The organism is Flavobacterium sp. P21, from assembly GCF_050632225.1.
Classification (GTDB): domain Bacteria; phylum Bacteroidota; class Bacteroidia; order Flavobacteriales; family Flavobacteriaceae; genus Flavobacterium.
The window spans coordinates 4,799,755-4,824,425 of record NZ_CP192585.1; the positions used below are offsets into that span (position 1 = coordinate 4,799,755).

Annotated in this window: 24 protein-coding genes and 5 pseudogenes; 28 read left to right on the top strand and 1 reads right to left on the bottom strand. The window is 35.9% G+C overall.

The window, feature by feature from the left end:
- Nucleotides 1–399: 399 nt before the first annotated feature.
- From ACQ9BO_RS24130 to ACQ9BO_RS24195, 14 genes and pseudogenes are all read left to right on the top strand, one after another.
- Nucleotides 400–603 carry a phage tail protein gene (locus tag ACQ9BO_RS24130; RefSeq protein ID WP_431242791.1) on the top strand — a complete coding sequence of 68 codons (204 nt, stop codon included), beginning with the start codon at nt 400–402 and terminating at the stop codon, nt 601–603.
- Nucleotides 587–742 (top strand): hypothetical protein, encoded by a 156-nt coding sequence (locus tag ACQ9BO_RS24135; RefSeq protein WP_431242792.1) that lies wholly within the window; start codon nt 587–589, stop codon nt 740–742. The genes ACQ9BO_RS24130 and ACQ9BO_RS24135 overlap by 17 nt, the downstream gene beginning before the upstream one ends.
- 312 nt (nt 743–1,054) lie before the next feature.
- Nucleotides 1,055–2,188, top strand: a complete 1,134-nt coding sequence (locus ACQ9BO_RS24140) for an ABC transporter substrate-binding protein (protein WP_431242793.1) — start codon at nt 1,055–1,057, stop codon at nt 2,186–2,188.
- 60 nt (nt 2,189–2,248) lie between these two features.
- Complete coding sequence (locus tag ACQ9BO_RS24145) at nt 2,249–2,791, top strand: hypothetical protein (RefSeq protein WP_431242794.1); 543 nt, start codon at nt 2,249–2,251, stop codon at nt 2,789–2,791.
- On the top strand, nt 2,721–3,299 hold the full coding sequence (locus ACQ9BO_RS24150; RefSeq protein WP_431242795.1) for a hypothetical protein: 579 nt from the start codon (nt 2,721–2,723) through the stop codon (nt 3,297–3,299). The genes ACQ9BO_RS24145 and ACQ9BO_RS24150 overlap by 71 nt, the downstream gene beginning before the upstream one ends.
- The gene (locus tag ACQ9BO_RS24155) at nt 3,283–3,522 is read left to right on the top strand and encodes a SprB repeat-containing protein (protein ID WP_431242796.1); all 240 of its coding nucleotides are present in this window, start codon (nt 3,283–3,285) and stop codon (nt 3,520–3,522) included. The genes ACQ9BO_RS24150 and ACQ9BO_RS24155 overlap by 17 nt, the downstream gene beginning before the upstream one ends.
- A pseudogene (locus ACQ9BO_RS24160) lies at nt 3,506–4,081 on the top strand (SprB repeat-containing protein); the annotation flags it as partial. The gene ACQ9BO_RS24155 and the pseudogene ACQ9BO_RS24160, both read left to right, overlap by 17 nt.
- A gap of 60 nt (nt 4,082–4,141) precedes the next feature.
- Entirely contained in the window at nt 4,142–5,401 is a 1,260-nt protein-coding gene (locus ACQ9BO_RS24165; RefSeq protein WP_431242797.1) for a hypothetical protein, read from the top strand.
- Complete coding sequence (locus ACQ9BO_RS24170) at nt 5,313–9,365, top strand: T9SS type A sorting domain-containing protein (protein WP_431242798.1); 4,053 nt, start codon at nt 5,313–5,315, stop codon at nt 9,363–9,365. The genes ACQ9BO_RS24165 and ACQ9BO_RS24170 overlap by 89 nt, the downstream gene beginning before the upstream one ends.
- Nucleotides 9,366–9,416: 51 nt before the next feature.
- Nucleotides 9,417–10,256: an outer membrane beta-barrel protein gene (locus tag ACQ9BO_RS24175; RefSeq protein ID WP_431242799.1), complete on the top strand. Its 840-nt coding sequence runs from the start codon at nt 9,417–9,419 to the stop codon at nt 10,254–10,256.
- Between the two features lie 296 nt (nt 10,257–10,552).
- Nucleotides 10,553–11,098, top strand: coding sequence for a hypothetical protein (locus ACQ9BO_RS24180; protein ID WP_431242800.1), 546 nt, complete (start codon nt 10,553–10,555; stop codon nt 11,096–11,098).
- Nucleotides 11,095–11,610 (top strand): sensor histidine kinase, encoded by a 516-nt coding sequence (locus ACQ9BO_RS24185; protein WP_431242801.1) that lies wholly within the window; start codon nt 11,095–11,097, stop codon nt 11,608–11,610. The genes ACQ9BO_RS24180 and ACQ9BO_RS24185 overlap by 4 nt, the downstream gene beginning before the upstream one ends.
- A gap of 61 nt (nt 11,611–11,671) precedes the next feature.
- Nucleotides 11,672–12,318, top strand: a pseudogene (locus ACQ9BO_RS24190) (LytR/AlgR family response regulator transcription factor).
- Nucleotides 12,319–12,340: 22 nt separating this feature from the next.
- Nucleotides 12,341–14,083, top strand: a complete 1,743-nt coding sequence (locus tag ACQ9BO_RS24195; protein WP_431242802.1) for a CocE/NonD family hydrolase — start codon at nt 12,341–12,343, stop codon at nt 14,081–14,083.
- 30 nt (nt 14,084–14,113) lie between these two features.
- On the opposite strand, the gene ACQ9BO_RS24200 is transcribed toward ACQ9BO_RS24195, so the two are convergent.
- A complete protein-coding gene (locus ACQ9BO_RS24200; protein WP_431242803.1) occupies nt 14,114–14,599 on the bottom strand; it encodes a nuclear transport factor 2 family protein in 486 nt (161 codons plus the stop codon).
- Nucleotides 14,600–14,848: 249 nt separating this feature from the next.
- Between ACQ9BO_RS24200 and ACQ9BO_RS24205 the strand changes: the two genes are divergently transcribed.
- From ACQ9BO_RS24205 to ACQ9BO_RS24270, 14 genes and pseudogenes are all read left to right on the top strand, one after another.
- Nucleotides 14,849–15,172, top strand: coding sequence for an ArsR/SmtB family transcription factor (locus ACQ9BO_RS24205; protein WP_132988448.1), 324 nt, complete (start codon nt 14,849–14,851; stop codon nt 15,170–15,172).
- Between the two features lie 5 nt (nt 15,173–15,177).
- Complete coding sequence (locus ACQ9BO_RS24210) at nt 15,178–15,645, top strand: SRPBCC domain-containing protein (RefSeq protein WP_431242804.1); 468 nt, start codon at nt 15,178–15,180, stop codon at nt 15,643–15,645.
- A 7-nt stretch (nt 15,646–15,652) separates the two neighbouring features.
- Nucleotides 15,653–16,030 carry a DoxX family protein gene (locus tag ACQ9BO_RS24215; protein WP_431242805.1) on the top strand — a complete coding sequence of 126 codons (378 nt, stop codon included), beginning with the start codon at nt 15,653–15,655 and terminating at the stop codon, nt 16,028–16,030.
- 11 nt (nt 16,031–16,041) lie between these two features.
- Nucleotides 16,042–16,620 carry a YdeI/OmpD-associated family protein gene (locus tag ACQ9BO_RS24220; protein ID WP_431242806.1) on the top strand — a complete coding sequence of 193 codons (579 nt, stop codon included), beginning with the start codon at nt 16,042–16,044 and terminating at the stop codon, nt 16,618–16,620.
- Between the two features lie 26 nt (nt 16,621–16,646).
- The gene (locus ACQ9BO_RS24225; RefSeq protein WP_431242807.1) at nt 16,647–16,847 is read left to right on the top strand and encodes a hypothetical protein; all 201 of its coding nucleotides are present in this window, start codon (nt 16,647–16,649) and stop codon (nt 16,845–16,847) included.
- Nucleotides 16,799–17,311: a DNA alkylation repair protein gene (locus ACQ9BO_RS24230; protein ID WP_431242808.1), complete on the top strand. Its 513-nt coding sequence runs from the start codon at nt 16,799–16,801 to the stop codon at nt 17,309–17,311. The genes ACQ9BO_RS24225 and ACQ9BO_RS24230 overlap by 49 nt, the downstream gene beginning before the upstream one ends.
- Nucleotides 17,312–17,329: 18 nt before the next feature.
- A pseudogene (locus tag ACQ9BO_RS24235) lies at nt 17,330–17,886 on the top strand (DUF4256 domain-containing protein).
- Between the two features lie 96 nt (nt 17,887–17,982).
- Nucleotides 17,983–18,483, top strand: coding sequence for a tetratricopeptide repeat protein (locus ACQ9BO_RS24240; RefSeq protein WP_235832296.1), 501 nt, complete (start codon nt 17,983–17,985; stop codon nt 18,481–18,483).
- A 261-nt stretch (nt 18,484–18,744) separates the two neighbouring features.
- Nucleotides 18,745–19,647, top strand: a complete 903-nt coding sequence (locus ACQ9BO_RS24245; protein ID WP_132988442.1) for a MerR family transcriptional regulator — start codon at nt 18,745–18,747, stop codon at nt 19,645–19,647.
- A 34-nt stretch (nt 19,648–19,681) separates the two neighbouring features.
- Nucleotides 19,682–21,147, top strand: a pseudogene (locus ACQ9BO_RS24250) (phytoene desaturase family protein).
- A 3-nt stretch (nt 21,148–21,150) separates the two neighbouring features.
- Nucleotides 21,151–21,991 (top strand): annotated as a pseudogene (locus ACQ9BO_RS24255) (phytoene/squalene synthase family protein).
- Between the two features lie 240 nt (nt 21,992–22,231).
- A complete protein-coding gene (locus ACQ9BO_RS24260) occupies nt 22,232–22,672 on the top strand; it encodes a sterol desaturase family protein (RefSeq protein ID WP_431242809.1) in 441 nt (146 codons plus the stop codon).
- A 140-nt stretch (nt 22,673–22,812) separates the two neighbouring features.
- Entirely contained in the window at nt 22,813–23,214 is a 402-nt protein-coding gene (locus ACQ9BO_RS24265) for an SRPBCC family protein (RefSeq protein WP_431242810.1), read from the top strand.
- A gap of 158 nt (nt 23,215–23,372) precedes the next feature.
- On the top strand, nt 23,373–24,668 hold the full coding sequence (locus ACQ9BO_RS24270) for a cryptochrome/photolyase family protein (RefSeq protein WP_431242811.1): 1,296 nt from the start codon (nt 23,373–23,375) through the stop codon (nt 24,666–24,668).
- Nucleotides 24,669–24,671: the final 3 nt, after the last annotated feature.

A 24,671-nucleotide genomic window follows, 5' to 3' on the forward strand; every position in this document is an offset into this window, starting at 1 on the left:
CGAGATTTTGACGGGGTACCCCTTAGGCTTCAAATCATTTCATGGTCACTTAATTGAGTTGCTTTCTTTTTATAATTCTGATCATAAATTTTACAATTCTCTTTCGCCTTCTAAAGTTTAAGATTTAGTTCTTAACTGAACACCGTGCTAAATCAGCTCATCTACAAAACTGCATATTCTTTTTTATATAACATTTAATATCCTACTAGAACTTCTGAGAATCTATCCTTTGATTGAAATGTACTGTTTTACTTTAAAAACGGGTATAAATACCTGCTTTAAAACACTAGTAATCAACTAATTTTGTTTTATTGTAAGAATAGTCGGTTCATTATTCTGTCTGACTAATTATTAACAAATCAAAAAAAAACCAACATTAATCAATTAAAATTAAAAATTATGAATGAACCTTTCTTAGGAGCAATTATGGCTTTCGGATTTACTTTCAATCCTAGAGGCTGGCAAACATGTAGTGGTCAATTGATATCAATAGCTCAAAACACTGCTCTTTTTTCATTACTTGGCACTACTTATGGAGGAAATGGGCAAACAACTTTTGCTTTGCCAGATTTAAGAGGACGCAAGCATGATTGGCGCTGGTAATGGACCTGGCTTAAGCCCTGTTGTTTGGGGTCAAGTTGGTGGAGTTGAAAATACTACACTAACGATCAACAATATGCCACAGCACAATCACCAACTTGTTCCTGGAGTTGCTCGCTGGCCAGGTAAATTTAGCCACTAATGCTCTTGCTTATACTGGTGGAGCAAATACTAATGAGACTGATAACGGTACTAACTTTTTAGCAGTGAGCTGGTGCAACTCCAAATATTTATAGCGAACCAACTGCAAATACTACTAAAGTTGGAGGTATAACTTCAAGTATATCTGGTTCTACAGCTATAGCTGGAGGCTCACAGCCATTTAGTGTTAGAGATCCTTATTTGGGTATTAATTATTGTATTGCTATGGAAGGAATTTTTCCTTCAAGAGACTAATATTTAAAATATAAAACAGAGGTGAAAAAATTTTACCTCTGTTTTTTAATCTCATTTCATGGATAACGACATCAAAATAGGAATCTTAATTCCAAAGTCACAACAGTATCCTAGACTCGATAAAGACTTTATGAGAGGATTAAAACTTAATGCTCTTAATGTAAAGATATTTGTCGAAAATATTGGTATTGGTGCAGACGAGAAAATCATAATTGAGAAAATTCAGAAAATGCATTATCAGGAAGATATCTCAATTATCATTGGTTTTTTTGGACATTATAAAATAACAGAAGTATACCATTATACCTCAAAAAATGATATTTTACTTTTAGTCGCAGATCTTGGGGCAACTCTACCGTATGAGAGCACAGCTCAAAAGGGTGTTTATATCAATTCATTTGGATTAAATGAATCGTGCTTTCATTTAGGCACGTATTTCACAAACAAGAATTATGAAAAAATTGCTACAGCAACTTCTTTTTATGATTCTGGCTATGGTCTTCTTACTGCAATTGAGTCTGCATTTAGAAAAAGCACTAATTTTTCAGGTCATTATATCACTCCTTTTATCCCTAGAGAAAACGAGGCTATACATATGAACTATTCCATTGACAATCAAAAACCTGATGCCGTTTTTGCTTTCTATAGTGGTTTATACGCCGAGGAAAGTGCCGATTTTATAAGTAAAAATCAAATTACACAAAAGTATCCGTTTTATGTTACTCCTTTTTTCATCAATGATAAAATTTTAGAAGAGTACAAAAGCAATCCTTACGATCTTTATGTAGTGAGTTCATGGATGCTAAATGATACCGAAACATTAGACTTTACTAATGAATATTTCAATACCTATTCAGAGAATCCATCTGCCTTTTCAGTTTTAGGATATGAAAACGGACTTATATTAAAGAATATACTTGAGAATACAACCAATCTTAATATAAACTCTTTAATTGAAGCCACTGCAAAATTAAATATTGCCGGGCCAAGGGGGACTATTCACTTTGACGAGGAAACAAACAGGACAATATTTAATCATCACATCTACGAATTAAATTTAGATTCTCTTAATAATATAAGCTTTAGAAAAATTGAAACATTGATAAATGACGGACATTTTATTAAGGCTTTTACTTCAACTACAAGACCTGATAACTTAAGCGGTTGGCAGAATGCTTATCTATGTCATTAACTAAAACCTATGTTATGAAAAAAATTACTCTTATTTATTACGCTCTTTTGCTGTCTTGGCATGTTCCAAAATGCAAAAGCGCAGACTTTAGCGACTGGCGATATAGCCTTTATAGGCTTTAATATCGGAGGTCCAGATGGCTTTAGTTTTATTGCTTTGAAAAATATTCCTGCTGGTGAAATAATTTATTTTACTGAAGAAGGTTTATATAGCGGTGGCTGGGTAAACAGTTTTGAACCTCATATAAAATGGACTGTTCCTCCCGGCGTAACCTGCGGTAAAATTATTTCTGTCATAGAAAGTGCAACACCAAATGTTTTTACTGTGACAGGCGGATCAGCTAGTGATTTTGTTATTAATCCTGAAGGCACTGCTTATAATTTTAATTTATCTGCAGGAGACCAAATGCTTGCCTATCAAAGTGCTAATAATTCGATGAGGCCTGCAATTTCTCCAAGTACTATAACATTTATAGCGGGAATTCATGGCGATTACAATTCTCTAAATTATGACAGTACTACACATTGGAATAGTGCTCGCTGTAACATCTACTGGAGGTGGTGCAGAAAGTATAATACCACCAGGATTGACGGATGGCGTTAATTGTATCTCCCTGTTTCCGGGAACAACCGAAACGGGTCAATTTTTTGCAAAATACAAAGGTAATCTGACAGGTACATCCTCTGCTATAAGAACAAGTATTAATACAGTTAATACGACTAATTGGGATATTGGGACGGTTGATTCCGGAATTCTACCTAGTAATTATACTCCAAATATAACTTGTGCATCTTTGCCAACTGTGGCTTCTACAGCGACTTCAAATATTAAATCAGTTTCTGCAACATTAGGTGGGAATGTAACTGCTGATGGTGGTGATTCTGTAGTTAGAGGAATTGTCTGGGCAACAACTGCAAATCCGGTTGTTACTACTAATACAACAGTTCCAAACGGAACCGGCACTGGTACTTATAGTGCTACAATAACCGGACTTCCTGTTGCTACAACAATTCACTTTAGAGCTTATGCAACAAATAGTGCAGGAACAAGCTATGGTAACGATTTAACATTTACTACCGGAGCGAGCATTAACTGTGCCTGCTACTCTTAGCAAAACAGATGTAAGTTGTTTTGGAGGCAATAATGGTACCGCCACTGTTAGTGGTATATCAGGAGGAGCAACTCCTTATACCTATTCATGGTCACCCTCTGGAGGAAGTAATGCTACAGCTAGCAGTCTTACAGCAGGGGCTTATTCAGTGACTGTGACAGATAATGAAGGAACACAAATAACCAGGAATGTCACTATAAATCAACCTGCGTACCGCACTTAACGGTACTGCATCAACCACTCAGGTTTCATGTTTCGGATTATCGAATGGTAATGCTACAGCTAATCCAACTGGCGGTACTCCTGGGTACACTTATCTATGGTCTAATGCACAAACAACTCAAACTGCAACTAATCTTGCTGTTGGAACATATAGCGTAACAATTACAGATGCTAACGGTTGTCAAAAAATTATCAATAATATAAATGTAGGAGGTCCTGCCGCCGCATTAAGTGCAACCCCTTCTTCAACTCCAGTTACATGTTTTGGAGGTTCTAATGGTACTGCTAAAGTTACACCTTCTGGCGGTACTCCTGCCTATACTTATCTGTGGTCGAATGGCCAGTCTACACAAACTGCAACTGGTCTTGCTGTTGGAACCTATAGCGTAACAATTACAGATGCTAATAACTGTCAACTTACTGTAAATAATATCGCAGTAAGCGGTTCTGCTTCTGCAATTTCAGGAACAACTTCTACTACTCCTGTTTCATGTTTTGGGGGCAATAATGGTACTGCAACTGTTACTGCAAGTGGAGGTACTGGTCCTTATACGTATTCATGGGCTCCATCAGGCGGAACTGCATCAACAGCAACAGGTCTTGTAGCTGGTACATATAGTGTGACCATTACAGATAATTTAGGCTGTCCTCAAACTATAAGCAACATTGTTGTTGGTAGTCCTGCAACAGCGATTTCTGCCACAAATTCTACAACTTCGGTTTCATGTAACGGAGGAGCGAATGGTACAGCTACTGTAACTCCTTCTGGAGGTACATCTCCTTACACATATTTATGGTCTAATAATCAGACAACACAAACTGCAAATGGCCTTGTTGCGGGATTATATAGTGTTGTGATTACGGATAACAACTCTTGCACTTTTACTGTAAATAATATTGCAATAACGCGACCACCTGTACTTAATGCAATAGCCTCAACAACTTCAGTTTCTTGTAATAATGGCGCAAATGGCACTGCAACTATTGCTCCATCTGGCGGCACCAGCCCATATACTTATTTATGGTCCAATGGAGCCGCAACACAAACAATAACAGGATTGACTGCTGGCACTTATAGCGTAACTGTCACTGATGCAAATTCTTGTACAAAAACAGTAAATAATATTGTAATAACCCAACCAGCCGCATTGACCGGAACTGCTTCAGCAACTGCCGTGTCCTGTTTTGGAGGTGCAAATGGTACCGCAACTGTTACAGCGAGCGGAGGGACACCAGCATATACTTATTCATGGGCGCCTTCTGGAGGTACTTCTGCAACGGCTTCAGGATTAGTAGCAGGAACATACAGTGTAACTATTACAGATGCCAATTCCTGTTCAACCACTATAAACAATATTGTTGTGGGATCTCCTGCAAGCGCTTTGACAGCTACAGCCGGAGCACAAACTGATGTTTTATGCAATGGCGGCGCAACAGGATCTGCGACTGTTTCAGTTTCTGGAGGCACGCCAGCTTATACTTACTCTTGGGCTCCTTCCGGAGGGACAGCGACTACAGCTTCTGGACTGACTGCTGGAACATATACTGTTACGGTTACCGATGCAAATGGATGCCAGGCCACCCAAAGCTTTACAATCAGCCAGCCAGCTGTTTTAAACGCTCTACCTGTAGCCCAGACCAATATTGCCTGTTATGGTGGCTCCACAGGATCTGCAACTGTCACAGCAAGCGGAGGAACGCCTGCTTACACATATTCTTGGGCGCCTACCGGAGGAACTGCGGCTACAGCAACCGGGCTTGTCGCAGGAACATATACGGTGACCGTTACTGATGCAAACGGATGTCAGGATACTCAAAGTTTTACCATCACACAACCTGGAGCAGACTTTATCAGCAACGACATCAACAACAAATGTTAGTTGTTTTGGAGGAGCAAATGGGGCCGCAAGCGTAACAGTTTCTGGTGGTACTCCGGGTTATACTTATTCATGGGCTCCTTCTGGAGGAAGCAACGCTACAGCTTTTGGATTAGCGGCAGGAAATTATTCTTGTACTATCACAGATGCCAACGGATGTACTCTCGTAAAAAATTTCACAGTTAATACGCCTGCAATAATATCTTCTATAATTACAAAAACTGATGTTTCTTGTAATGGAGGAACAAATGGATCTGCAACAGTAAATGTAACTGGCGGAACTGGTGCTTATACTTATTCATGGGCTCCTACCGGAGGAACTTCGGCAACAGCTTCAGGTCTTGTCGCCGGAACTTATACAGTAACCATTACAGATGCTAATACCTGTACTCAAACACAAAGTGTTACTATAAACCAACCTTCTATTCTTACAGCTACGCAGTCTCAAACAAATGTGCTTTGTAATGGTGGTGCAACAGGTACTGCTACAGTAACTGCAAGTGGAGGAACTGGTTCTTATAGCTATTTATGGGCTCCGTCCGGAGGAACTGCGACCACAGCTACAGGATTAGTAGTAGGAAGTTATAGTTGTACTATTACAGATGCCAATGGATGCGGCATAACAAAAAACTTCACCATTATACAACCATCAGCTTTAACAGCAACAACAAGCCAAATTGATGCAACTTGTTCTGCTGGTGGTGAGGCAAGCGTAAATGTAAGTGGTGGTACTTCGCCGTATAACTACTTATGGACGCCTTCTGGCGCAACAACTGCAACAGCAACTGGATTAAGTGCAGGAAGTAATTCTGTAGTAATTACTGATGCTAATGGTTGTACTCTAACAAAAAACTTTGTTATTGGTACTACAAATACATTAGTTGCTACTACTTCACAAACTGATATATTATGTAATGGTTCAGCAACAGGATCTGCTTCAGTAGTTCCAAGTGGTGCTCCGGGACCTTTTACTTATGTATGGTCTCCATCTGGAGGAAGTGCCGATACAGCAACTAACCTTACTGCGGGTACTTATTCAGTAACAATTACCTCTTCTAATGGCTGTTCTATTGTAAAAAACTTTACAATCACACAACCAAGTGCACTTGTGGTAACAGCAAATCCACAAACAAATGTTTCTTGTAATGGGGGAGCCAATGGTTCTGCTAGTGTTACAGCAACTGGAGGAACTGGTGCTTATACTTACCAATGGGCTCCAACTGGAGGAACTGCGGCAACGGCTTCAGGTCTTACTGCAGGAACTTATACCGTAACCGTTAAAGATGCCAACTTATGTCAGCAAACAAAAAGTTTCACAATTATAGAACCTACTGCCCTTGTTGCAACAACAACTCAAATGAATGTTTCTTGTAATGGTGGCACAAACGGATCTGCAACTGTAAATGTCACCGGCGGAACTGGCGCTTATACGTATTCTTGGGCTCCTTCTGGCGGAACAGCGGCTACAGCTTCTGGCCTCGCTCCGGGAACTTATATCGTAACCGTTAAAGACGCAAACTTATGTCAAACTACAGCCAGCGTTACAATTACACAGCCTGCCACTCTTGTTACAACAACATCCAAAACAGATGTTACTTGTAATGCCGCAAATAACGGAACTGCTACTGTTAATGCAACTGGCGGAACTGGTGCTTATACTTATTCATGGGCTCCTTCTGGCGGAACAGCCGCAACTGCAACTGGTCTTGCTCCGGGAACTTACACTGTAACAGTTAAGGATGCCAATTTATGTCAAACTACTGCTAATGTAACTATTACAGAACCAACTTTGCTTGCATCAACAGTGACAGCTACAAATGTTACTTGTAATGGTGTAAATAACGGAACTGCAACTGTAAGTACAACTGGTGGAACTGGTGCTTACACTTACTTATGGGCTCCTTCTGGTGGAACTGTCGCTACTGCAACGGGGCTTGCTCCGGGAACTTATAGCATTACAGTTACTGATGCAAATTCATGTCAGACATTAAACAGTATAACAATAACTCAACCTGATGTTCTTGTTGCGACAACAACTAAAACAGATGTTTCTTGTAATGGTGGTTCAAACGGAACTGCGACTGTAAATGTAACTGGCGGAACCGGAGCTTATTCTTATGCTTGGTCTCCTTCTGGCGGAACTACTGCAACTGCTTCAGGATTATTAGCAGGAACATACACTGTTACGGTTACTGATGCAAATTCTTGCCAGACAACAGCAACTGTTCTTATTGCTCAACCTACATTACTTACTGCAACAACTTCTAAAACTGATGTTACTTGTAATGGTGCTAATGACGGAACTGCAACTGTAAATGTTACTGGCGGAACTGGAGCTTATTCTTATGCTTGGTCTCCTTCTGGTGGAACTGCCGCAACTGCAACAGGATTAAGTCCAAATACTTACACTGTAACTATTACAGATGCTAATGGATGTTTCATCACTAAAACAGTAAATGTAATTACTACTCCAGATGTAACTGCTCCAGTACCAACTGTAGCTACACTTCCTGTAATTTCAAACTATTGTTCTGTTTTAGTCGCGCAAATTACTATTCCAACAGCTACTGATAATTGTTCAGGAGTTCTAAACGGAACTACAACCGACCCTTTAACTTATACAGCGACTGGAACTTATACTATTATTTGGAAATATACTGATGCAAGCGGAAATATCACTTCGCAACCACAAACTGTAAACGTATTAGCTTCTCCAATTAGTGCAACCACGTTAAGCACTGCTGAATTTACTTATGATGGAAATCCGCATTCTCTTCAGGTTGCGAATTTACCAGCTGGAGCTACTGTAGCATATTCTGCAAACAACATTTCGACAAATGCCGGAACTTATGCTGTCACAGCTACAATTACACCATCAGCTAGCACACCAAATTGCTCACCAATAGTGTTAACAGCAAATCTTGTAATTAAGAAAGCGCCACAACAAATTACGTTCAGTCCAATTGCGGTTAAGATACTTGGGGCGAACAATACTTTTAATCTTACTGCTACTTCAAGTGCAAGTTTGCCAATAACTTATACATCTTCATTCAGTTCACCACTTCCTCCTGCTACAGTTTCAGCAACTGGTACTGTTACTATGTTAAGATCTGGTCAGATATTAATTACGGCTCAACAAGCCGGAGATAGCAACTATCTTCCTGCTACAAATGTTTCGCAGTTGTTAATAATCTTAAACAACAATATTGATGTTAAGAGAATTACTGTAGGATCTAAAGTTTTTGAAACACCAGGAAAAACAATCAACTATCTGTTGCCTTGCGGAGAAAATAATCCAGCGGTTACGATTGTAAACGAATCAAATGCGACTATCACACCATCTGCTAGTTTTACAATACAAACTCCTAAACCTGGAATTTACACGCAAAATGCAACAATTACATCGGAAGATGGAAGTGTATCAGCTACTTACTCCATTACAGTTGAAAAACCATTTGGTTTCTACGATATCGTACATCAAAAATTCAACAACGTATTGCTTGTAAACAATAATCCACAAACAAACGGAGGTTATGAATTTGTTGCTTACCAATGGTTTAAAAACGGACAATTAGTTGGAACTGGCCAGTACTACTCTGCTAGTGATAACATAGGTTCAACATTAGATCCTACGGCAGATTATAGTGTAAAAATGACCACTAAAGATGGTAAAGTTTTACAAACATGTTCAACAAAAATCAAACTTACAAATTCGCTTCAGGCTAAACTTTATCCTAACCCAGCCGAAACAGGAAAAGCAATCACCGTAGAAGCTGATTTCCCTCAAGAAGAATTAGAGAAAATGCAAATTAGTCTTTATTCTGTATCAGGCAAGTTGATCAAAACTGTATCATCATCTACAGTCATTACTGAAATACAATTACCTGACACAACTGATAGCGGTATGTACCTTGTAGTTTTGGAAACTCCAAATACCAAAAAATCTTTCAAAGTAATTGTAAAATAAATAAACCTGCCAGTGTCATCTCAAAATGGCGCTGGCATAAATTAGTTAAAGATGAAAAAACATATAAAATCACTTGCTGTAATTACGACATTTTTGATGGCGTGTTTTAATAGTTACGGTCAGGATAAAAAGCACGAATTTTCAATTTCGATAGGAGGACCATTTTCATTTGTAAAAGCCCAATCAGCAGGACAAACTGTAGAAGGAAACGGTATTAGCGCTGGTCTTCGTTATTCATATTATCTAAATGAAGGGCTTAGTGTAGGCATTGGCGTAGAATACCAAACATATAGTTCTGATTTTAAATTCGGTCAACTTTCAGGTCAATATAACGCAGTCGATGCCGAAAATGAAGCATTCCAATTTCGATATAAAGCAACAAATTATAGAGAAGAACAAAAATTAGGCTATATCAATGTTCCTATTGGCATTCAATTTGAAACTCCAGGAACATCAAAATTGTATGTTGCGGCGGGCGCAAAAATTGGTTTTGCATCAAGCGGAAATTATCAGTCAACGATTTCAAATCTTACTACTAGTGGATATTATCCACAATACAATGTAGAGTTATTTGGTCCAGCATTTGCTGGTTTTGCCAGCACAGATAATGTCGAAACGCCAGAGCAAGATCTCAATAACAAAATTTCCTACTCGGCAACTTTTGAAACAGGTTGGAAACAAATCATAAGCACTCGAAACGCAATCTATATTGGAGCGTATTTAGATTACGGATTAAACGATATTTACGACAAAAACACTACTAATAATCTTGTTCAGTACAACCCAGAATTACCTGTTGTCTTAAAATACAATAGTGTTTCAAGTTCAGGTTTTGCCATAAATGGAAGATTAGTGTCTTATGGTCTTAAACTAAGAGTAGCATTAAGATAATTTAGAAAATCTCCAAAAACAAAAAGAGAGCTATTTAGAAATAGCTCTCTTTTTTAATATCAGACATAGATATGCAAACAAAAACTAGAGAAAAAATCAAACTACATTTTTATAAATAAACCGTTTCTAATTTGAAGATTTTCGGCATTAATAATTCCTTTTCAATTATTACATACAATCTTTCTAATCAATTCCACACTCATCACTTATTATTTTCCGTTCCTCTACTTTTATTTGTTCAATCTGTAATAGAGAAATATCTTTACTAAAGCATTAAAATAATCATCGCTTTTAAAATGAATATATCTGTATCAAATTACTGGAAAATACAACTTATCGGATGGACTTCTGCCGCTTTGTATTGGGGAATTTCGGGCTTTGTTTTAAGCGATTACTTCATTTGGGAAATGGGTTTGCTAGATTTCATTTTCGATATCGCGATTGGTATTGCATTGACACATCTTTACCGAAATTTTGCAATCAGAAAAGGATGGCACAAACTCAATCTAAAAAAATTGATTCCAAGAATTATACTAAGCGTTTTAGTTCTTTCTGTGTTGTACACGGTTGCAATTGTTGTCAAACTTTATTTGATTCGCCTTCTTGTTCTAAAAAGCATGACGCTTTCTTTTTCCGCTTTTTTCAAATCGACACAACTGCAAGTTTTCATTACCGGAACTAGATTGATGTCCGTATGGTTGCTAGCATATCATCTTTACCATTATTCAAGACTCGAACTAGAAACTGTAAAAGAAAATGCACGCTTGTCACTTATCATAAAAGAAGCACAATTGCAAAACCTCAGCACACAACTTAATCCGCACTTTTTTTCAATTCTTTGAATAACATAAAATACCTCATTATAGAAAATCCAGATTTAGCAAGAAGAGCAATTGACCTTTTATCTGAGCTATTACGAAATTCGTTAAACAATAATTTTGTACGATTCATTTCTGTTAATGATGAAATCAGCCTTGTCAAAGATTATCTGGAATTAGAAAAGATGCGATTTGAAGAACGGCTGAAAATAAATATTGAAATGAATCCAGATGCATCAGAACATTTGATTTTGCCTTTGAGCATTCAGTCGCTGGTTGAAAATGCAATAAAACACGGAATTGAAAAAAGAAAAATTGGCGGATTTATAAATGCAAAAGTCGAAATAGAAAGCAATTTCATAAAAATCAGTGTTCAAAATTCGGGAAGACTAAATATCGATAGTGAAAATTCAGGCATCGGATTGAATAATTTAAAAGAAAGGCTTCAACTTCAATACAGCGGAAATGCTTCTTTTGAAATTAAAGAGACCGAAAACGAAACTGTTTTGGCAACAATTTTAATTCCATCAAAATGAAAAAGATAAAAGTTATAATAGTAGATGATGAGCGATTATCAAGAGAGGAATTAAAAGAGCCTTGAAACCTTACGACGACTTTGTTCTTATCGCCGAAGCTGAAAATGCTGATGACGCAAAACGCTTGATCGAATCTGAGCAACCCGATTTAGTTTTCCTAGACATTCAAATGCCAGAAAAATCCGGTTTTGATTTATTAGAATCTTTAGACATTATACCACAAATATTGTTTACCACAGCTTATGATCAATACGCCGTACAAGCATTCGAAGTCAATGCTTTAGACTACTTAATGAAACCCATACGAGAAGAACGTTTTGCAAAAGCAATTGAAAAAATAAGAAATACGATTAAATCGGAATCTGAAACAATTGCATCAGAAGATCGACAGATTTTTATTAAAGATGGCGAAAAACGATTCTTTATCCGCACTGACGAAATTTATTTAATCGAATCACTCGAAAACTACACCCGACTATTTTTTCGGGACAAAAAAGCTTTACAAAGACGCTCGCTTAAACAATGGGAAGAACTGCTTGACGAAAACACTTTTTTAGAATAAACAGAACCGAAATTATTAATGTAAAATACATTCAAGAAGTAAATAAAATAAATGGCGGAAGATTACAAATTAAACTTAAGACAGGAGAATTACTAGAAGCTTCCAATCGCCAATCGGTTAAATTCAAAAACAGCAACGGGCTTTAAACTCCTAAAACAAAAAATATCCATGAAATTTATTTACAACATAGCTTTTTTAGTTCTCGTATTTGCAAAAGCATTTTCGCAACAAACGCAAGCTACAAAATCAGAAGATTTTAAAAGCGCTTATGATATTCAGGATAGCGTGATGATCAAAACTCGAGACGGCGCACTTATTTCGGCAATGATCGTTCAGAAAAAAGGCAATCATACTCCAAAACCCATTATTCTCCAATTTACAATTTACGTCAGAGACAAAGGCCGAGATCTAAAATCTTTGAAAGAAGCCGCAGACAAAGATTATATTGGCGTTATAGCTTACAGCAGAGGCAAAAGATTTAGTCCTGAAGAAATATTCCCTTACGAAAATGAGGCCAATGACACCTATGATGTTATTGATTGGATCAGCAAACAAGAATGGTGCAACGGACGTATCGGAATGTACGGCGGCAGTTATAATGGTTTCACGCAATGGGTCGCTTGCAAAAAAATGCATCCTGCACTCAAAACTATAGTTCCAGCTGTTGCTAATAGACCAGGAATGGGCCTTCCTATGGAAAATAATGTTTTTATAAATCCCAATTATGAATGGTCTTTTTATGTAGGCAATAACAAATATTTGGACACTATTGCTGGAAATGATAGACAACGTTTCAGAAAAATGATGTTCAAATGGTGGGAAACAGGTACTGCCTATAAAAAACTAGATAGCATAGACGGTCATCCTAACAAATTATTTCAACGCTGGATTTCGCATCCTTCATTTGACGAATATTGGCAAAAAATGGCTCCTTTTGAAAAAGATTTTGCTCAAATAAATATTCCAGTATTAGCCTTTGACGGATATTATAACGACTCTCAAAATTCTAGTTTATACTATTTAAGAGAACTTCAAAAGTATAATCCAAAAGCGCCTATTTATTTGGTTATTGGTCCTTACGGACATTTCGGAACTCAAATGGGCGGTGAAAAAAATCTGTATGGTTATACTGTTGATCCAACTGCGCTATTCAATATCAAAAAAACCACCTACGAATGGTTCGATTACATTTTAAAAAATGGCACTAAACCCGAAATGCTGAAAGATAAAATCAACTATCAAGTCCTAGGAACAAACGAATGGCGAAGCGCGCCCTCACTTGATAAAATGCACAATAGCTTTCTTAAGCTTTATTTAACCGATAAAAAGTCAGGCCAATTTTATGCTTTGGAAAACAAAAAACCAAGTCAAAAAAGATCGTTGTACCAAGAAGTAGATTTTGCCGACAGACAAACATTCAACAACGAATATTATCCGGATCCTATAATTAGAAAAGAAATTGACACCACTAATGGTTATGCTTTTATTAGTGAACCTCTAAAAAATCCAATCTTGATAAATGGTTCTTTTTTAGGAGAAATAAAAGCAAGCATTAATAAAAAAGATATGGATTTAGGAGTTACGCTTTATGAAGTACTGCCTAATGGAGAATATTTTCATTTATCTTATTTTATTGGTCGCGCTAGTTATGCAAAAGATAGTACCAAAAGAATTTTATTAGACCCAAACGGAATAGAAACGATTTCTTTCTCAAATACACATTTGATCAGTAAGCAATTAAACAAAGGAAGCCGTTTGCTTGTTGTCATAAATGTCAATAAAAATGCGTTTGCACAATTAAATTACGGAACAGGAAAAGAAGTCAGCGACGAAACGATCAAAGATGCTAAAGAACCATTAAAAATAAAATGGTACAATGACAGTTTCATAAAAATCCCGATTTGGAAATAAATAATATCTCCACAATTCCAAATATTCCTTTTATTTACTCTGATGATCAAAACTCAAAACTTCTTTCAAAACCCATTGGTTATTGATTAAAAGATAAACATGAGTAAATTTGGCTTCACTGGTAAAAACATCCGGTTTGTTTGCTTCTCTTAAATAAAAATCATGAATTCCAGTTTGGACAACTCCATAAAGTTTTCCTTCACTGTAAAGCGGATAAACTTCTAAACTTTCTGATTTTACTTTTCTGATTGGCTTTTGAGCACCTTTTCCACAAATATTCTTTTTGACATTTTCCAAAAAAATCTTTTTATTCTGAATGCCGCCTTGATCGTGATAAAAAACCAAATCAGGATGAATCGCTTTTTCCAAAAAAGCAATATCGCATTGATTAAAGCTCTTTTCAAAGAAAATGCTGTCGTGTTTCTTTAGTGCTAAAAACAATTCCGAATCTTTTGCCGCTTGCGCGAAAACTCCAATCGAAACATTCAATAAAAACAATACTAGGACTTTTTTCATATCTAAATTTATTAATCGGTACTTTTTTCAAAGTAGCATTTGACTTTCTAATTTTCATTAAAAATAAAACAAACTCATCAAAAACAATCTTTCAAGTGCTATAATTCCTTTTTTTCAATTCTTCCAAAAAACAAAAACCCTTAAGCCCAATAAAACAGTCAGGTTATCAAATAATTACAAAAATAGTTGTTAAAAAATTTGCGTAGCCAAATGACTTCATATAAATTTGTAGCCAAATAACTTCATATTATGAATTTAAGAAGAGATGTATTTCAGGCAATAGCCGATCCTACGAGAAGAGCTATATTACTTTTGGTGACTTCACATTCTATGACTGCCGGTGCGATAGCCTCAAATTTTGACACAGCAAGACCAACAGTTTCTAAACATTTGAAAATTTTGACAGAATGTGAATTACTGCAACAAACGCAAAACGGACGCGAAGTTCATTATACAATTAATGCGAAAAAGATGAGAGAAATAGCTGATTTTATAGAACCGTTTCGCCAAATGTGGGATGAAAGATTCAACAAACTGGAAGATATAATGAAAAACTACAAACCTGAAAATTAACCGTTATGGAATTAAAAACGAAAATAAATGCTCAAGAAGACAAACAAGAACTTGTAATTACACGCGATTTTGATTTGCCTGTCGAATTGCTTTTTAAAGCATACATCGAACCTGAAATTGTAGCGCAATGGATGGGAACCAAAGTTTTAAAACTTGAAAGCAAAAAACATGGCGGTTATCAATTTGAAACCAGCGACGCCAAAGGAAATGTAGTTGTTCAAATGAATGGTGTTATTCATGAATTTATTCCAAATGAAAAAATTACGAGAACATTTGAAATGGAAAATTCACCTTTTGCCGTTCAGCTGGAATTTTTAGAATTTGAAAAAGTAAGCGATTCCAAAAGCAAACTCACTATGCAGATCGTTTATAAATCGACAGATTTGCGAGATCAAATGCTACAATTGCCATTTAAACAAGGTCTTAATATGGCTCATAATCGATTAGAAGAAATTTGTAACAAACTAAAATAAATGTATTATGACAAAAAGAAACAAAATTATCTATTGGGTTGCTACACTTTGGTTAGCACTAGGAATGACAGCGACAGGAATTGTACAATTGCTTCAGTCAAAAGACGAAACAGATAGAATGTCGCATTTGGGTTATCCAATTTATTTACTAATTTTATTAGGAGTTTGGAAATTGCTAGGTGTCGTAACCGTTTTAGCTCCAAAATTTCCATTGTTGAAAGAATGGGCTTATGCCGGGTTTTTCTTTGCAATGTCTGGCGCGATATTTTCACATTTTGCCGCAAATGATGACGCTAAAGATTTCTTTGGCCCAACTTTACTATTAATTCTCACCGTGATTTCTTGGTATTTTAGACCAGCGGAACGAAAACTGATTAACGCTTAAACTAATAAATAATGAATCCGAAAGTTGATTTTTTCTTTGACAAAGCCACAAAATGGCAGGAAGAGCTAGAACAAATGCGTATCATTGCTCTTGAATGCCAACTTACCGAAGAATTAAAATGGGGAAATCCTTGTTATATGTACCAAGACAGCAATGTTGTTTTAATTCATGCTTTTAAGGAGTATTGCGCTTTTTTATTCTTTAAAGGCGCATTGCTAAATGACACCGACGGAATTTTGATCCAGCAATCTGAAAATGTGCAAGCGGCGCGTCACATACGATTTACAAATCTGCAGGAGATTATCGATTTGAAGCCAATTTTAAAAACTTACATCTATGAAGCCATTGAAATTGAAAAAGCAGGTTTAAAAGTCATCTTGAAAAAAACTTCAGATTTTCCTGTTTCAGAAGAATTTCAAACCAAACTAGATTCAGATCCAGAACTCAAAAAAGCTTTTGAAGCTTTGACTCCTGGCAGACAAAGAGCATATTTATTACACTTTTCTCAACCAAAACAAGCCAAAACAAGAGAAGCAAGAGTTGAAAAACACACACAAAACATTCTTGACGGAAAAGGTTTAAATGATTAATCTGTTTTTAAAATAATCCACAAAATATGACAGCAAACGATATTTTAGAAAAACTTAAAGCTATTGGCGATCCAAAAGTATTTGCTCAAAATAAAAAACGAGGCGCCAGCGAAAATCAATTTGGCGTAAAAATGGGCGATATTCGAACATTGGCAAAAAAATCAAAACCAATCATGAATTGGCTTTGGAACTTTGGGAAACTGGAAATGCTGACGCACGTTTTTTAGCCATACTAATTATAGAACCTGAAAAACTTTCGAAGGAACAAATTGCCAAAATGGTTTCTTCGGAAAAATTCGTTCATATTGCCGATTGGTTTTATTCTTATATTATAAAAGATTATTCAGATCGTGAAACTTTGCGACAAGCATGGATGCATTCGACCGACGTAATGCACGGACGTGCGGCATGGAGCCTCACCAGCGGATGCGTTGCAAGAAATCCCGATATTCTAGACTTGCCAGCTTTGCTTGACAGAATTGAAAACGAAATGCCTACTGCGGCTCCAGAAGTACAATGGACAATGAACAGCACTTTGGCACAAATCGGGATTAAATTTCCCGAATATCGAGCTCGCGCGTTAGCAATTGGAGAAAAATTGGGCATTTATCGAGATTATCCAACCTCAAAAGGTTGTACTTCTCCTTTTGCCCCAATTTGGATCAACGAAATGGTTCGCCGACAAGAGTAAAAATCAAAAAACAACATCATGAAAAATAAGATTTCGCAAGAAGAACAAGAACAGCTCATCAGTATTTTGAAAGTTCGCTTTGAAAAAAACAAAAACAGACACAAGGACATTGAATGGCCAAAAGTAGAAGCAAAACTTATCGCTGACCCAGAAAAACTTTGGTCGCTTTTGCAAATGGAAAAAACGGAAGGCGAGCCAGATGTTGTCGGTTATGACAAAAACTCCAACGAATATATTTTTTTGATTGCGGCGCCGAGAGCCCAAAATCACGAAGAAGTCTTTGCTACGACAGAAAAGCTTTGGATTCAAGAAAAGAACATAAACCAAAAAACAGTGCCGTTGATATGGCCGAAGAAATGGGAATCGAGCTTTTGACCGAAGAACAATACAGACAATTGCAAGAACTAGGAAATTTTGACACCAAGACTTCAAGCTGGGTCGCGACTCCAGAAAATGTTCGCAAACTTGGTGGCGCCGTTTTTTGTGATTATCGATATGGACAAGTATTTCTTTATCATAATGGGGCCGAATCTTATTATGTCGCGAGAGGATTTCGAGGTAGTCTAAAAATTTAATTTAATCACGATTATTTCACAAAAGAAATTCTCTTACAAAACAAAACTTCATTAAATTCGTTTGGAAATAATTAATCACTAATCCCAAATTAGTTTATGAAAAACCTACTATTAGTATCATTTATTATGATTACTTGCTCTTCATGGGCGCAATCTGCAACGGCTTATTTTGACAAAGCCATGAAAAAAGCTGAAGCAGGAAACACAAAAGGCGCCATCGCTGATTACACCAAAGCCATCAGCATGAACTCTAAATTTGTTGAAGCTTACCAAAACCGTGGTGTAGCAAAACTTAAGCTTAATGACTTAAAAGGGGCATTGGCAGACTTTAGCAAAACCATCGAATTAGACAGTATGAACGCCGATGCTTTTACAGGAAGAGCAAATGTAAATTACAAATTGATGAACTATAACGAAGCAATTGCCGACTGTACTTCATCATTAGGCTTAAACCCAAAAGATTATATTGCCTACAATTTGAGAGGCTTGGCTTATAATAAAATTGGAGACAAGAAAAATGCTTGCAAAGATTTTTCGAAAGCAGTTGAATTAGGAAGCCAAAGCGCTATAAAAAACAAAGCCACTTTTTGCAAGTAATTGAAGCATTAAATAAAAATCAGCCTGTAGAAATTCATCTACAGGCTGTTTGTTTTTCTATAGATTGCGCTAAAAATCATCTTAGATTGACTCTAAATAGTTGCGAATTATTTGTTAAAAAGTAAAATCGTACAGAAAAAAGCCTCTTTTAACCCAATTAAATCAGTATGTTACTACAAACTCTTAAATATCGATCATTTTAATAAAGTTTTAAAGGTTTTTTCAGATTTTATTTTATTTTTGTTTATTCAACAATTCAAAATGGTAAACAATATAAAAACAGTTTTCAGCATAAAAGATCTTGAAAACTTATCTGGAATTAAAGCGCATACTATTCGTATTTGGGAAAAAAGATATAATATTCTTGAACCTATGCGAACGGATACCAATATCAGACTATATAATTTACAAAATTTACAGAAGCTTTTAAATATTACCTTACTGCACGAGTACGGGTATAAAATATCTAAAATTGCTACTTATCCTGAGGACAAAATTCCACAACTAGTACGTGAAATCATTTCCAAGAAAAATTCGCAAAACTATGCGATCACGTCATTTAAAATGGCGATGATGAATTTTGACCAAGAATTGTTCTTCAATACTTTCGATTGGCTTATTTCAGAAAAAAGCTTTAAAGAAGTTTTCAAAGAACATTTTCTTCCATTGTTGAAGGAACTAGGATTGTTATGGCAATCTGAAACTATTACGCCGGCAAATGAGCATTTTATGAGTCATTTGATCAAGCAAAAGATTTTAATTTATACCGAAAGCCTTCAAATATTAAAACCAACCAAAACGGATCGAATTTTTGTCCTTTCATTACCATTGAACGAAATTCATCAAATTGGGTTGTTATATCTACAGTATGAAATTTTGTCAAGAGGATACAAAACCATTTATCTAGGCGAAAGCATGCCAATTGAAAACCTTCAGGATCTTACGCGCCATTTTGAAAACATCACCTTCGTTTCCTTTATGACAGTACAGCCAGATAGAACGGTTATCAATCAATATGTGAAATCTATGGGACAGAAGTTGCTTCTAAAAAACAACGAAATCTGGCTTATGGGAAGCATGGTTGAGCATATTGATCAATCTAATCTTCCTGAGCGTATTCGTATTTTTGATTCGATGGAAGAAACTATAGAAGAAATGCAATAATTTTGTTTAAAGTTTTTGTATATTTGTTAAACAAATGACAAAAACGATTATCATATTAGGTTCTGGCTTTTCTTCGTTAGCTGCTTCTTGTTACTTGGCGAAACAAGGTAACAAGGTTACTATTTATGAAAAAATTCAACTATAGGAGGCCGTGCGCGTCAATTCAAAAAAGATGGTTTTACTTTTGATATGGGTCCAAGCTGGTATTGGATGCCCGATGTTTTTGAACGTTTTTTTCAGGATTTCAATAAACAGACTTCTGATTATTATGAGCTCATCAAACTAAATCCAGCTTACAGGGTTTATTTTGGAGCAAATGATTTTATCACAATTTGTGATAATTTAGAAGAAATCAAAACCACTTTTGAAACAATTGAAAAAGGAAGCGCAGAAAAACTTCAAAACTTTATAGATCAAGCAAAAAGCAATTATGATATTGCAATTAAAGATTTGGTTTATCGTCCTGGAGTTTCTCCTTTAGAATTGATTACGCCAAAAACCGCATTAAAACTAAATCAGTTTTTAAGCAATGTGAGTCAGGATATCCGCAAGAAATTTAAAAATGAAAAGCTAATTCAGATTTTAGAATTTCCTGTTTTATTTCTTGGAGCAAAACCCAACAAAACGCCTTCATTTTACAATTTCATGAATTATGCCGATTTTGGTTTAGGAACTTGGCATCCAAAAACAGGAATGTTTGACGTCGTTCGTGGAATCGAAAAATTGGCTATAGAGCTGGGAGTTATAATCAAAACCGATTCGCAAGTTGAAAAAATCATCGTTGAAAACAAAACTGCAACCGGAATTGTAGTCAATGGCGAAATCATAAAAGCAGACATTATTTTAAGTGGCGCCGATTATCAGCATACCGAAACTCTGCTTGAAAAAGAGCATCGTGCGTATTCTGAAAAATATTGGCAAAGCCGAGTTTTTGCGCCCTCTTCGCTCCTATTTTTTATTGGCTTCAACAAAAAAATAGAGAATATCTCGCATCATGCTTTATTCTTTGATGTTGATTTCGACAAACATGCAAAAGACATTTATGACGAACCTAAATGGCCAAACGAACCTTTGTTTTATGCCAATTTTCCATCAAAAACAGATTTGACTGCCGCGCCAGACGGAATGGAATCTGGATTTTTCTTAATTCCCTTGGCGCCCGGAATTAAAGATAACGAAGCACTTCGAGAAAAACATTTTGAAAAAATAATTTCACGCTTTGAAGCACTTACACAACAGAGCATCCGAAACAACATTATATTTAAGAAATCATTCTGCAAAAATGATTTTGTAACAGATTACAACGCGTACAAAGGAAATGCTTACGGAATGGCCAATACGCTATTGCAAACCGCTTTTTTAAGGCCAAAACTAAAAAGCAAAAAAGTACGTAATTTATATTTTACAGGGCAATTGACTGTTCCTGGTCCAGGGGTTCCGCCTGCTTTAATTTCGGGAAAATTGGTTGCTGAGTTAATTCAAAAATCTTTTAGATCTTAAAAAATGAAATCACTATTCGACGCCGTTTCTTTCAAATGCAGTAAACTCGTTACGCAAAATTACAGCTCCTCTTTTTCATTGGCGGTAAAAATGCTTTCGCCAAGTATTCGCGATGCCATTTACAGCATTTATGGCTTTGTTCGATTTGCCGATGAAATTGTAGATTCATTTCATGCTTATGAAAAAGAATACCTAATAGATGATTTCGAAAAAGAATATTACAAAGCAATGGAGCTCGGAATCAGCCTAAATCCGATATTAAATTCCTTTCAGCATACCGTTAAAGAATACAATATCACAGACGATTTAGTTCAGGCTTTTTTGCGCGAGCATGAAACTCGACCTCATCAAATCAACATACCACACACAAACCGAATATGCCGATTATATTTATGGTTCTGCCGATGTTGTTGGCTTAATGTGTTTGAAAGTTTTTGTTGCTGGAAAACAGCATAAATACGAACAATTAAAAAATGAAGCCATGAGATTAGGTTCTGCTTTTCAGAAGGTTAATTTTTTAAGAGATTTAAAAGATGACAATACCATTTTAAACCGAACTTATTTCCCTGGAGTGAATCTTGAAAATTTCAATGAAGATTCAAAAGAGCAAATCATAAAAGAAATCGAAGAAGATTTCAAAATTGCTTATCAAGGAATCGTCAAACTCCCAATGGAAGCAAAATTTGGGGTTTATACGGCTTATGTTTATTATAAAAAGTTACTGAAAAAACTGAAGAATACGCCTTCACATGAAATTAGAAATTCTCGAATTCGGGTTTCTAATTATACAAAAGCCGGGCTTTTGGCGCAGTCTTTTGTGACTTATAAATTGAAGTTGGTATAATTTAAACACATAGAAACATAGAATTCGGACTGATAAAAGGCGTTTCACTAGCATAAATGCACATAGTGCTATGTGTTAGAAACTAGTTTCTTTCTACAATCTCTAGGATAACAAAATCTATGTTTCTATGTGTTTAAAAATCAAGAGTAAAATAAAAATTCATTTGAGTTAATCTTTTTTAATTTAAAGCTAAAATCAAAAAAAATAAAATCATAATTTTAAAACATCAACATCTATAAAATGATTTCTTTTTTAATCTTTTTAAGCGTTTTTCTGTTCATGGAATGTGTTACGTGGCTTACGCACAAATATGTAATGCACGGATTTATGTGGTATTTTCACGCAGATCATCATCAGCCAAAATATGATAATACATTTGAGCGCAACGACATTTTCTTTGTCATTTTTGCGATTCCGAGTATTGTCTTGTTTTACTTTGGTGTTCAGGGCGGGTTCAATTATCTGTTTTTTATAGCATGTGGCATCACACTTTACGGTGCATGCTATTTCTTGATTCACGATGTTCTCATTCACCAGCGTTTTAAATGGTTCAAAAACACCAAAAACAAATATCTCATAGGACTCAGAAAAGCGCATAAAATACATCATAAACACTTAAATAAGGAAAAAGGAGAATGTTTCGGAATGTTGTTTGTACCATTTAAGTATTATAAAATGTAGCTTTTAATTTGTAACAATTGATTCAACGAGAAAATGAAATTATACAAAATAGAAACCGTTCAGTATGTAAATTCAAGCGTTGAGGATTGCTGGGATTTTTCTCCAGCCCAAAAAACCTGCAAACCATAACGCTCGACAATATGAGTTTTGAAATCCAAGATTTCGATGACAAGCGAATGTATCATGGCCAAATCATAACCTATACATTAAAACCACTATTCGGGATCAAAATTTCATGGGTTACCGAAATTACAGCTTGCAAGGAAAATGAATATTTCGTCGACATTCAGCGTTTCGGCCCTTATAAATTATGGCATCACAAACATTTTTTTGAACCCACAAAAGATGGCCGAACAAAAATGACTGACATTGTTCATTACGCGCTACCCCTAGGAATTCTAGGCCGATTTATGAATACATTAATTGTAAAAAACAAACTCAAAACCATTTTCGATTTCAGACGAAACAAAATCGAAGAATTGTTTAATTCGAAACCACAGCCACAAATTGTGCAACTTAATGGCAAACAAAAAAGTTTTTAAAATATAAAATACAATGTTTTTTTAATCTCGCAAAGACGCGAAGTCGCAAAGTTTTGTTGAAAAACTTTAAAAAGAAATGCTTTGCGACTTCGCGTCTTTGCGAGCAATTTTCAGCATTAAAAAAAAACTTCAAAATTCGATTAGCAAAAACAATGACAATGGCAAAACAAAAAATTACTCTTTTCTGGTTCAGACGCGATTTGCGATTAGAAGACAATACCGGATTATTTCACGCTTTGCAATCTGATTTTCCTGTTGTGCCTCTTTTTATTTTTGATGATGACATTTTAGACCATCTTCCAAAAAATGACGCCAGAGTAAGTTTCATATACGATTCACTTGAAAAAATAAAATCAGAATTAAATTCTTTTGAATCTTCAATTTTAATCAAAAAAGGAAAAACTACCGACGTTTGGAAATCTCTTATTGAAGAATTTGATGTTCAAAACGTGTTCTTCAACAAAGATTACGAACCATTTGCCATCAAACGAGACACCGCAATTTGTTCTCTTTTAAAAGAAAACAAAATCGAGTGTTTCTCTTTTAAAGATCACGTAATTTTCGAAGAAAAAGAAATCACAAAAGCCGACGGACTTCCTTATACTGTTTATACTCCGTACAAAAACAAATGGCTTGAAAAATATCATTTTCTAGGAACAGCTCCTGAATATGATTCGATTTCATTGCATTCCAATTTTGCAAAAAACAATTTTAAATTTCCTGAATTATCAAAAATTGGTTTTGAAAGAAGTTCCATAAAAGTACTTCCACATAATTTATCTCAGATTTCAAATTATAAAGAAACTCGAGATTTTCCTGCTTTAGACAGCACTTCTTATCTTTCACCACATTTGCGTTTTGGAACTGTGAGTATTCGGAAATTAGTAAATTGGGCAAACCGAAAAAATCAGACTTTTTTGAGCGAATTGATTTGGCGAGAATTCTTCATTCAAATTCTGTTTAGTTTCCCGAATTGTGTCAACCACAACTTCAAATCTAATTATGACGGAATTCAATGGCGCAATAACGAAGAAGATTTCAAACGCTGGTGTTCTGGAACAACTGGCTACCCGATGGTCGATGCAGGAATGCGTCAGCTTAATGAAACTGGTTATATGCACAATCGCGTTCGGATGGTTGTAGCAAGTTTTTTATGCAAACATTTGCTCATCAACTGGCAATGGGGCGAAGCGTACTTTGCCGAAAAGCTTTTGGATTTTGAATTGGCTTCAAACGTAGGAAATTGGCAATGGGCGGCAGGAACAGGTTGCGACGCAGCGCCTTATTTTAGAGTTTTCAATCCTGAAATTCAACAACAAAAATTCGACGGAAAAGGCGAATACATAAGAAAATGGATTCCTGAGTTTGATTTTGGCTATAATGAACCTATGATTGATCATGCATTTGCGAGAGATCGCGCAATTGCGACTTACAAGGCAGGGATTTTGAAATAATTT

Coding starts and splice junctions, on each gene's coding strand:
- ACQ9BO_RS24180 (WP_431242800.1), top strand. CDS start 10,553: ATGAATATATCTGTATCAAATTACTGGAAAATACAACTTATCGGATGG.
- ACQ9BO_RS24220 (WP_431242806.1), top strand. CDS start 16,042: ATGAATCCGAAAGTTGATTTTTTCTTTGACAAAGCCACAAAATGGCAG.
- ACQ9BO_RS24195 (WP_431242802.1), top strand. CDS start 12,341: ATGAAATTTATTTACAACATAGCTTTTTTAGTTCTCGTATTTGCAAAA.
- ACQ9BO_RS24145 (WP_431242794.1), top strand. CDS start 2,249: ATGTTCCAAAATGCAAAAGCGCAGACTTTAGCGACTGGCGATATAGCC.
- ACQ9BO_RS24175 (WP_431242799.1), top strand. CDS start 9,417: ATGAAAAAACATATAAAATCACTTGCTGTAATTACGACATTTTTGATG.
- ACQ9BO_RS24170 (WP_431242798.1), top strand. CDS start 5,313: ATGCAAACGGATGTCAGGATACTCAAAGTTTTACCATCACACAACCTG.
- ACQ9BO_RS24270 (WP_431242811.1), top strand. CDS start 23,373: ATGGCAAAACAAAAAATTACTCTTTTCTGGTTCAGACGCGATTTGCGA.
- ACQ9BO_RS24135 (WP_431242792.1), top strand. CDS start 587: ATGATTGGCGCTGGTAATGGACCTGGCTTAAGCCCTGTTGTTTGGGGT.
- ACQ9BO_RS24210 (WP_431242804.1), top strand. CDS start 15,178: ATGGAATTAAAAACGAAAATAAATGCTCAAGAAGACAAACAAGAACTT.
- ACQ9BO_RS24245 (WP_132988442.1), top strand. CDS start 18,745: ATGGTAAACAATATAAAAACAGTTTTCAGCATAAAAGATCTTGAAAAC.
- ACQ9BO_RS24265 (WP_431242810.1), top strand. CDS start 22,813: ATGAGTTTTGAAATCCAAGATTTCGATGACAAGCGAATGTATCATGGC.
- ACQ9BO_RS24215 (WP_431242805.1), top strand. CDS start 15,653: ATGACAAAAAGAAACAAAATTATCTATTGGGTTGCTACACTTTGGTTA.
- ACQ9BO_RS24260 (WP_431242809.1), top strand. CDS start 22,232: ATGATTTCTTTTTTAATCTTTTTAAGCGTTTTTCTGTTCATGGAATGT.
- ACQ9BO_RS24200 (WP_431242803.1), bottom strand. CDS start 14,599: ATGAAAAAAGTCCTAGTATTGTTTTTATTGAATGTTTCGATTGGAGTT.
- ACQ9BO_RS24140 (WP_431242793.1), top strand. CDS start 1,055: ATGGATAACGACATCAAAATAGGAATCTTAATTCCAAAGTCACAACAG.
- ACQ9BO_RS24225 (WP_431242807.1), top strand. CDS start 16,647: ATGACAGCAAACGATATTTTAGAAAAACTTAAAGCTATTGGCGATCCA.
- ACQ9BO_RS24205 (WP_132988448.1), top strand. CDS start 14,849: ATGAATTTAAGAAGAGATGTATTTCAGGCAATAGCCGATCCTACGAGA.
- ACQ9BO_RS24130 (WP_431242791.1), top strand. CDS start 400: ATGAATGAACCTTTCTTAGGAGCAATTATGGCTTTCGGATTTACTTTC.
- ACQ9BO_RS24240 (WP_235832296.1), top strand. CDS start 17,983: ATGAAAAACCTACTATTAGTATCATTTATTATGATTACTTGCTCTTCA.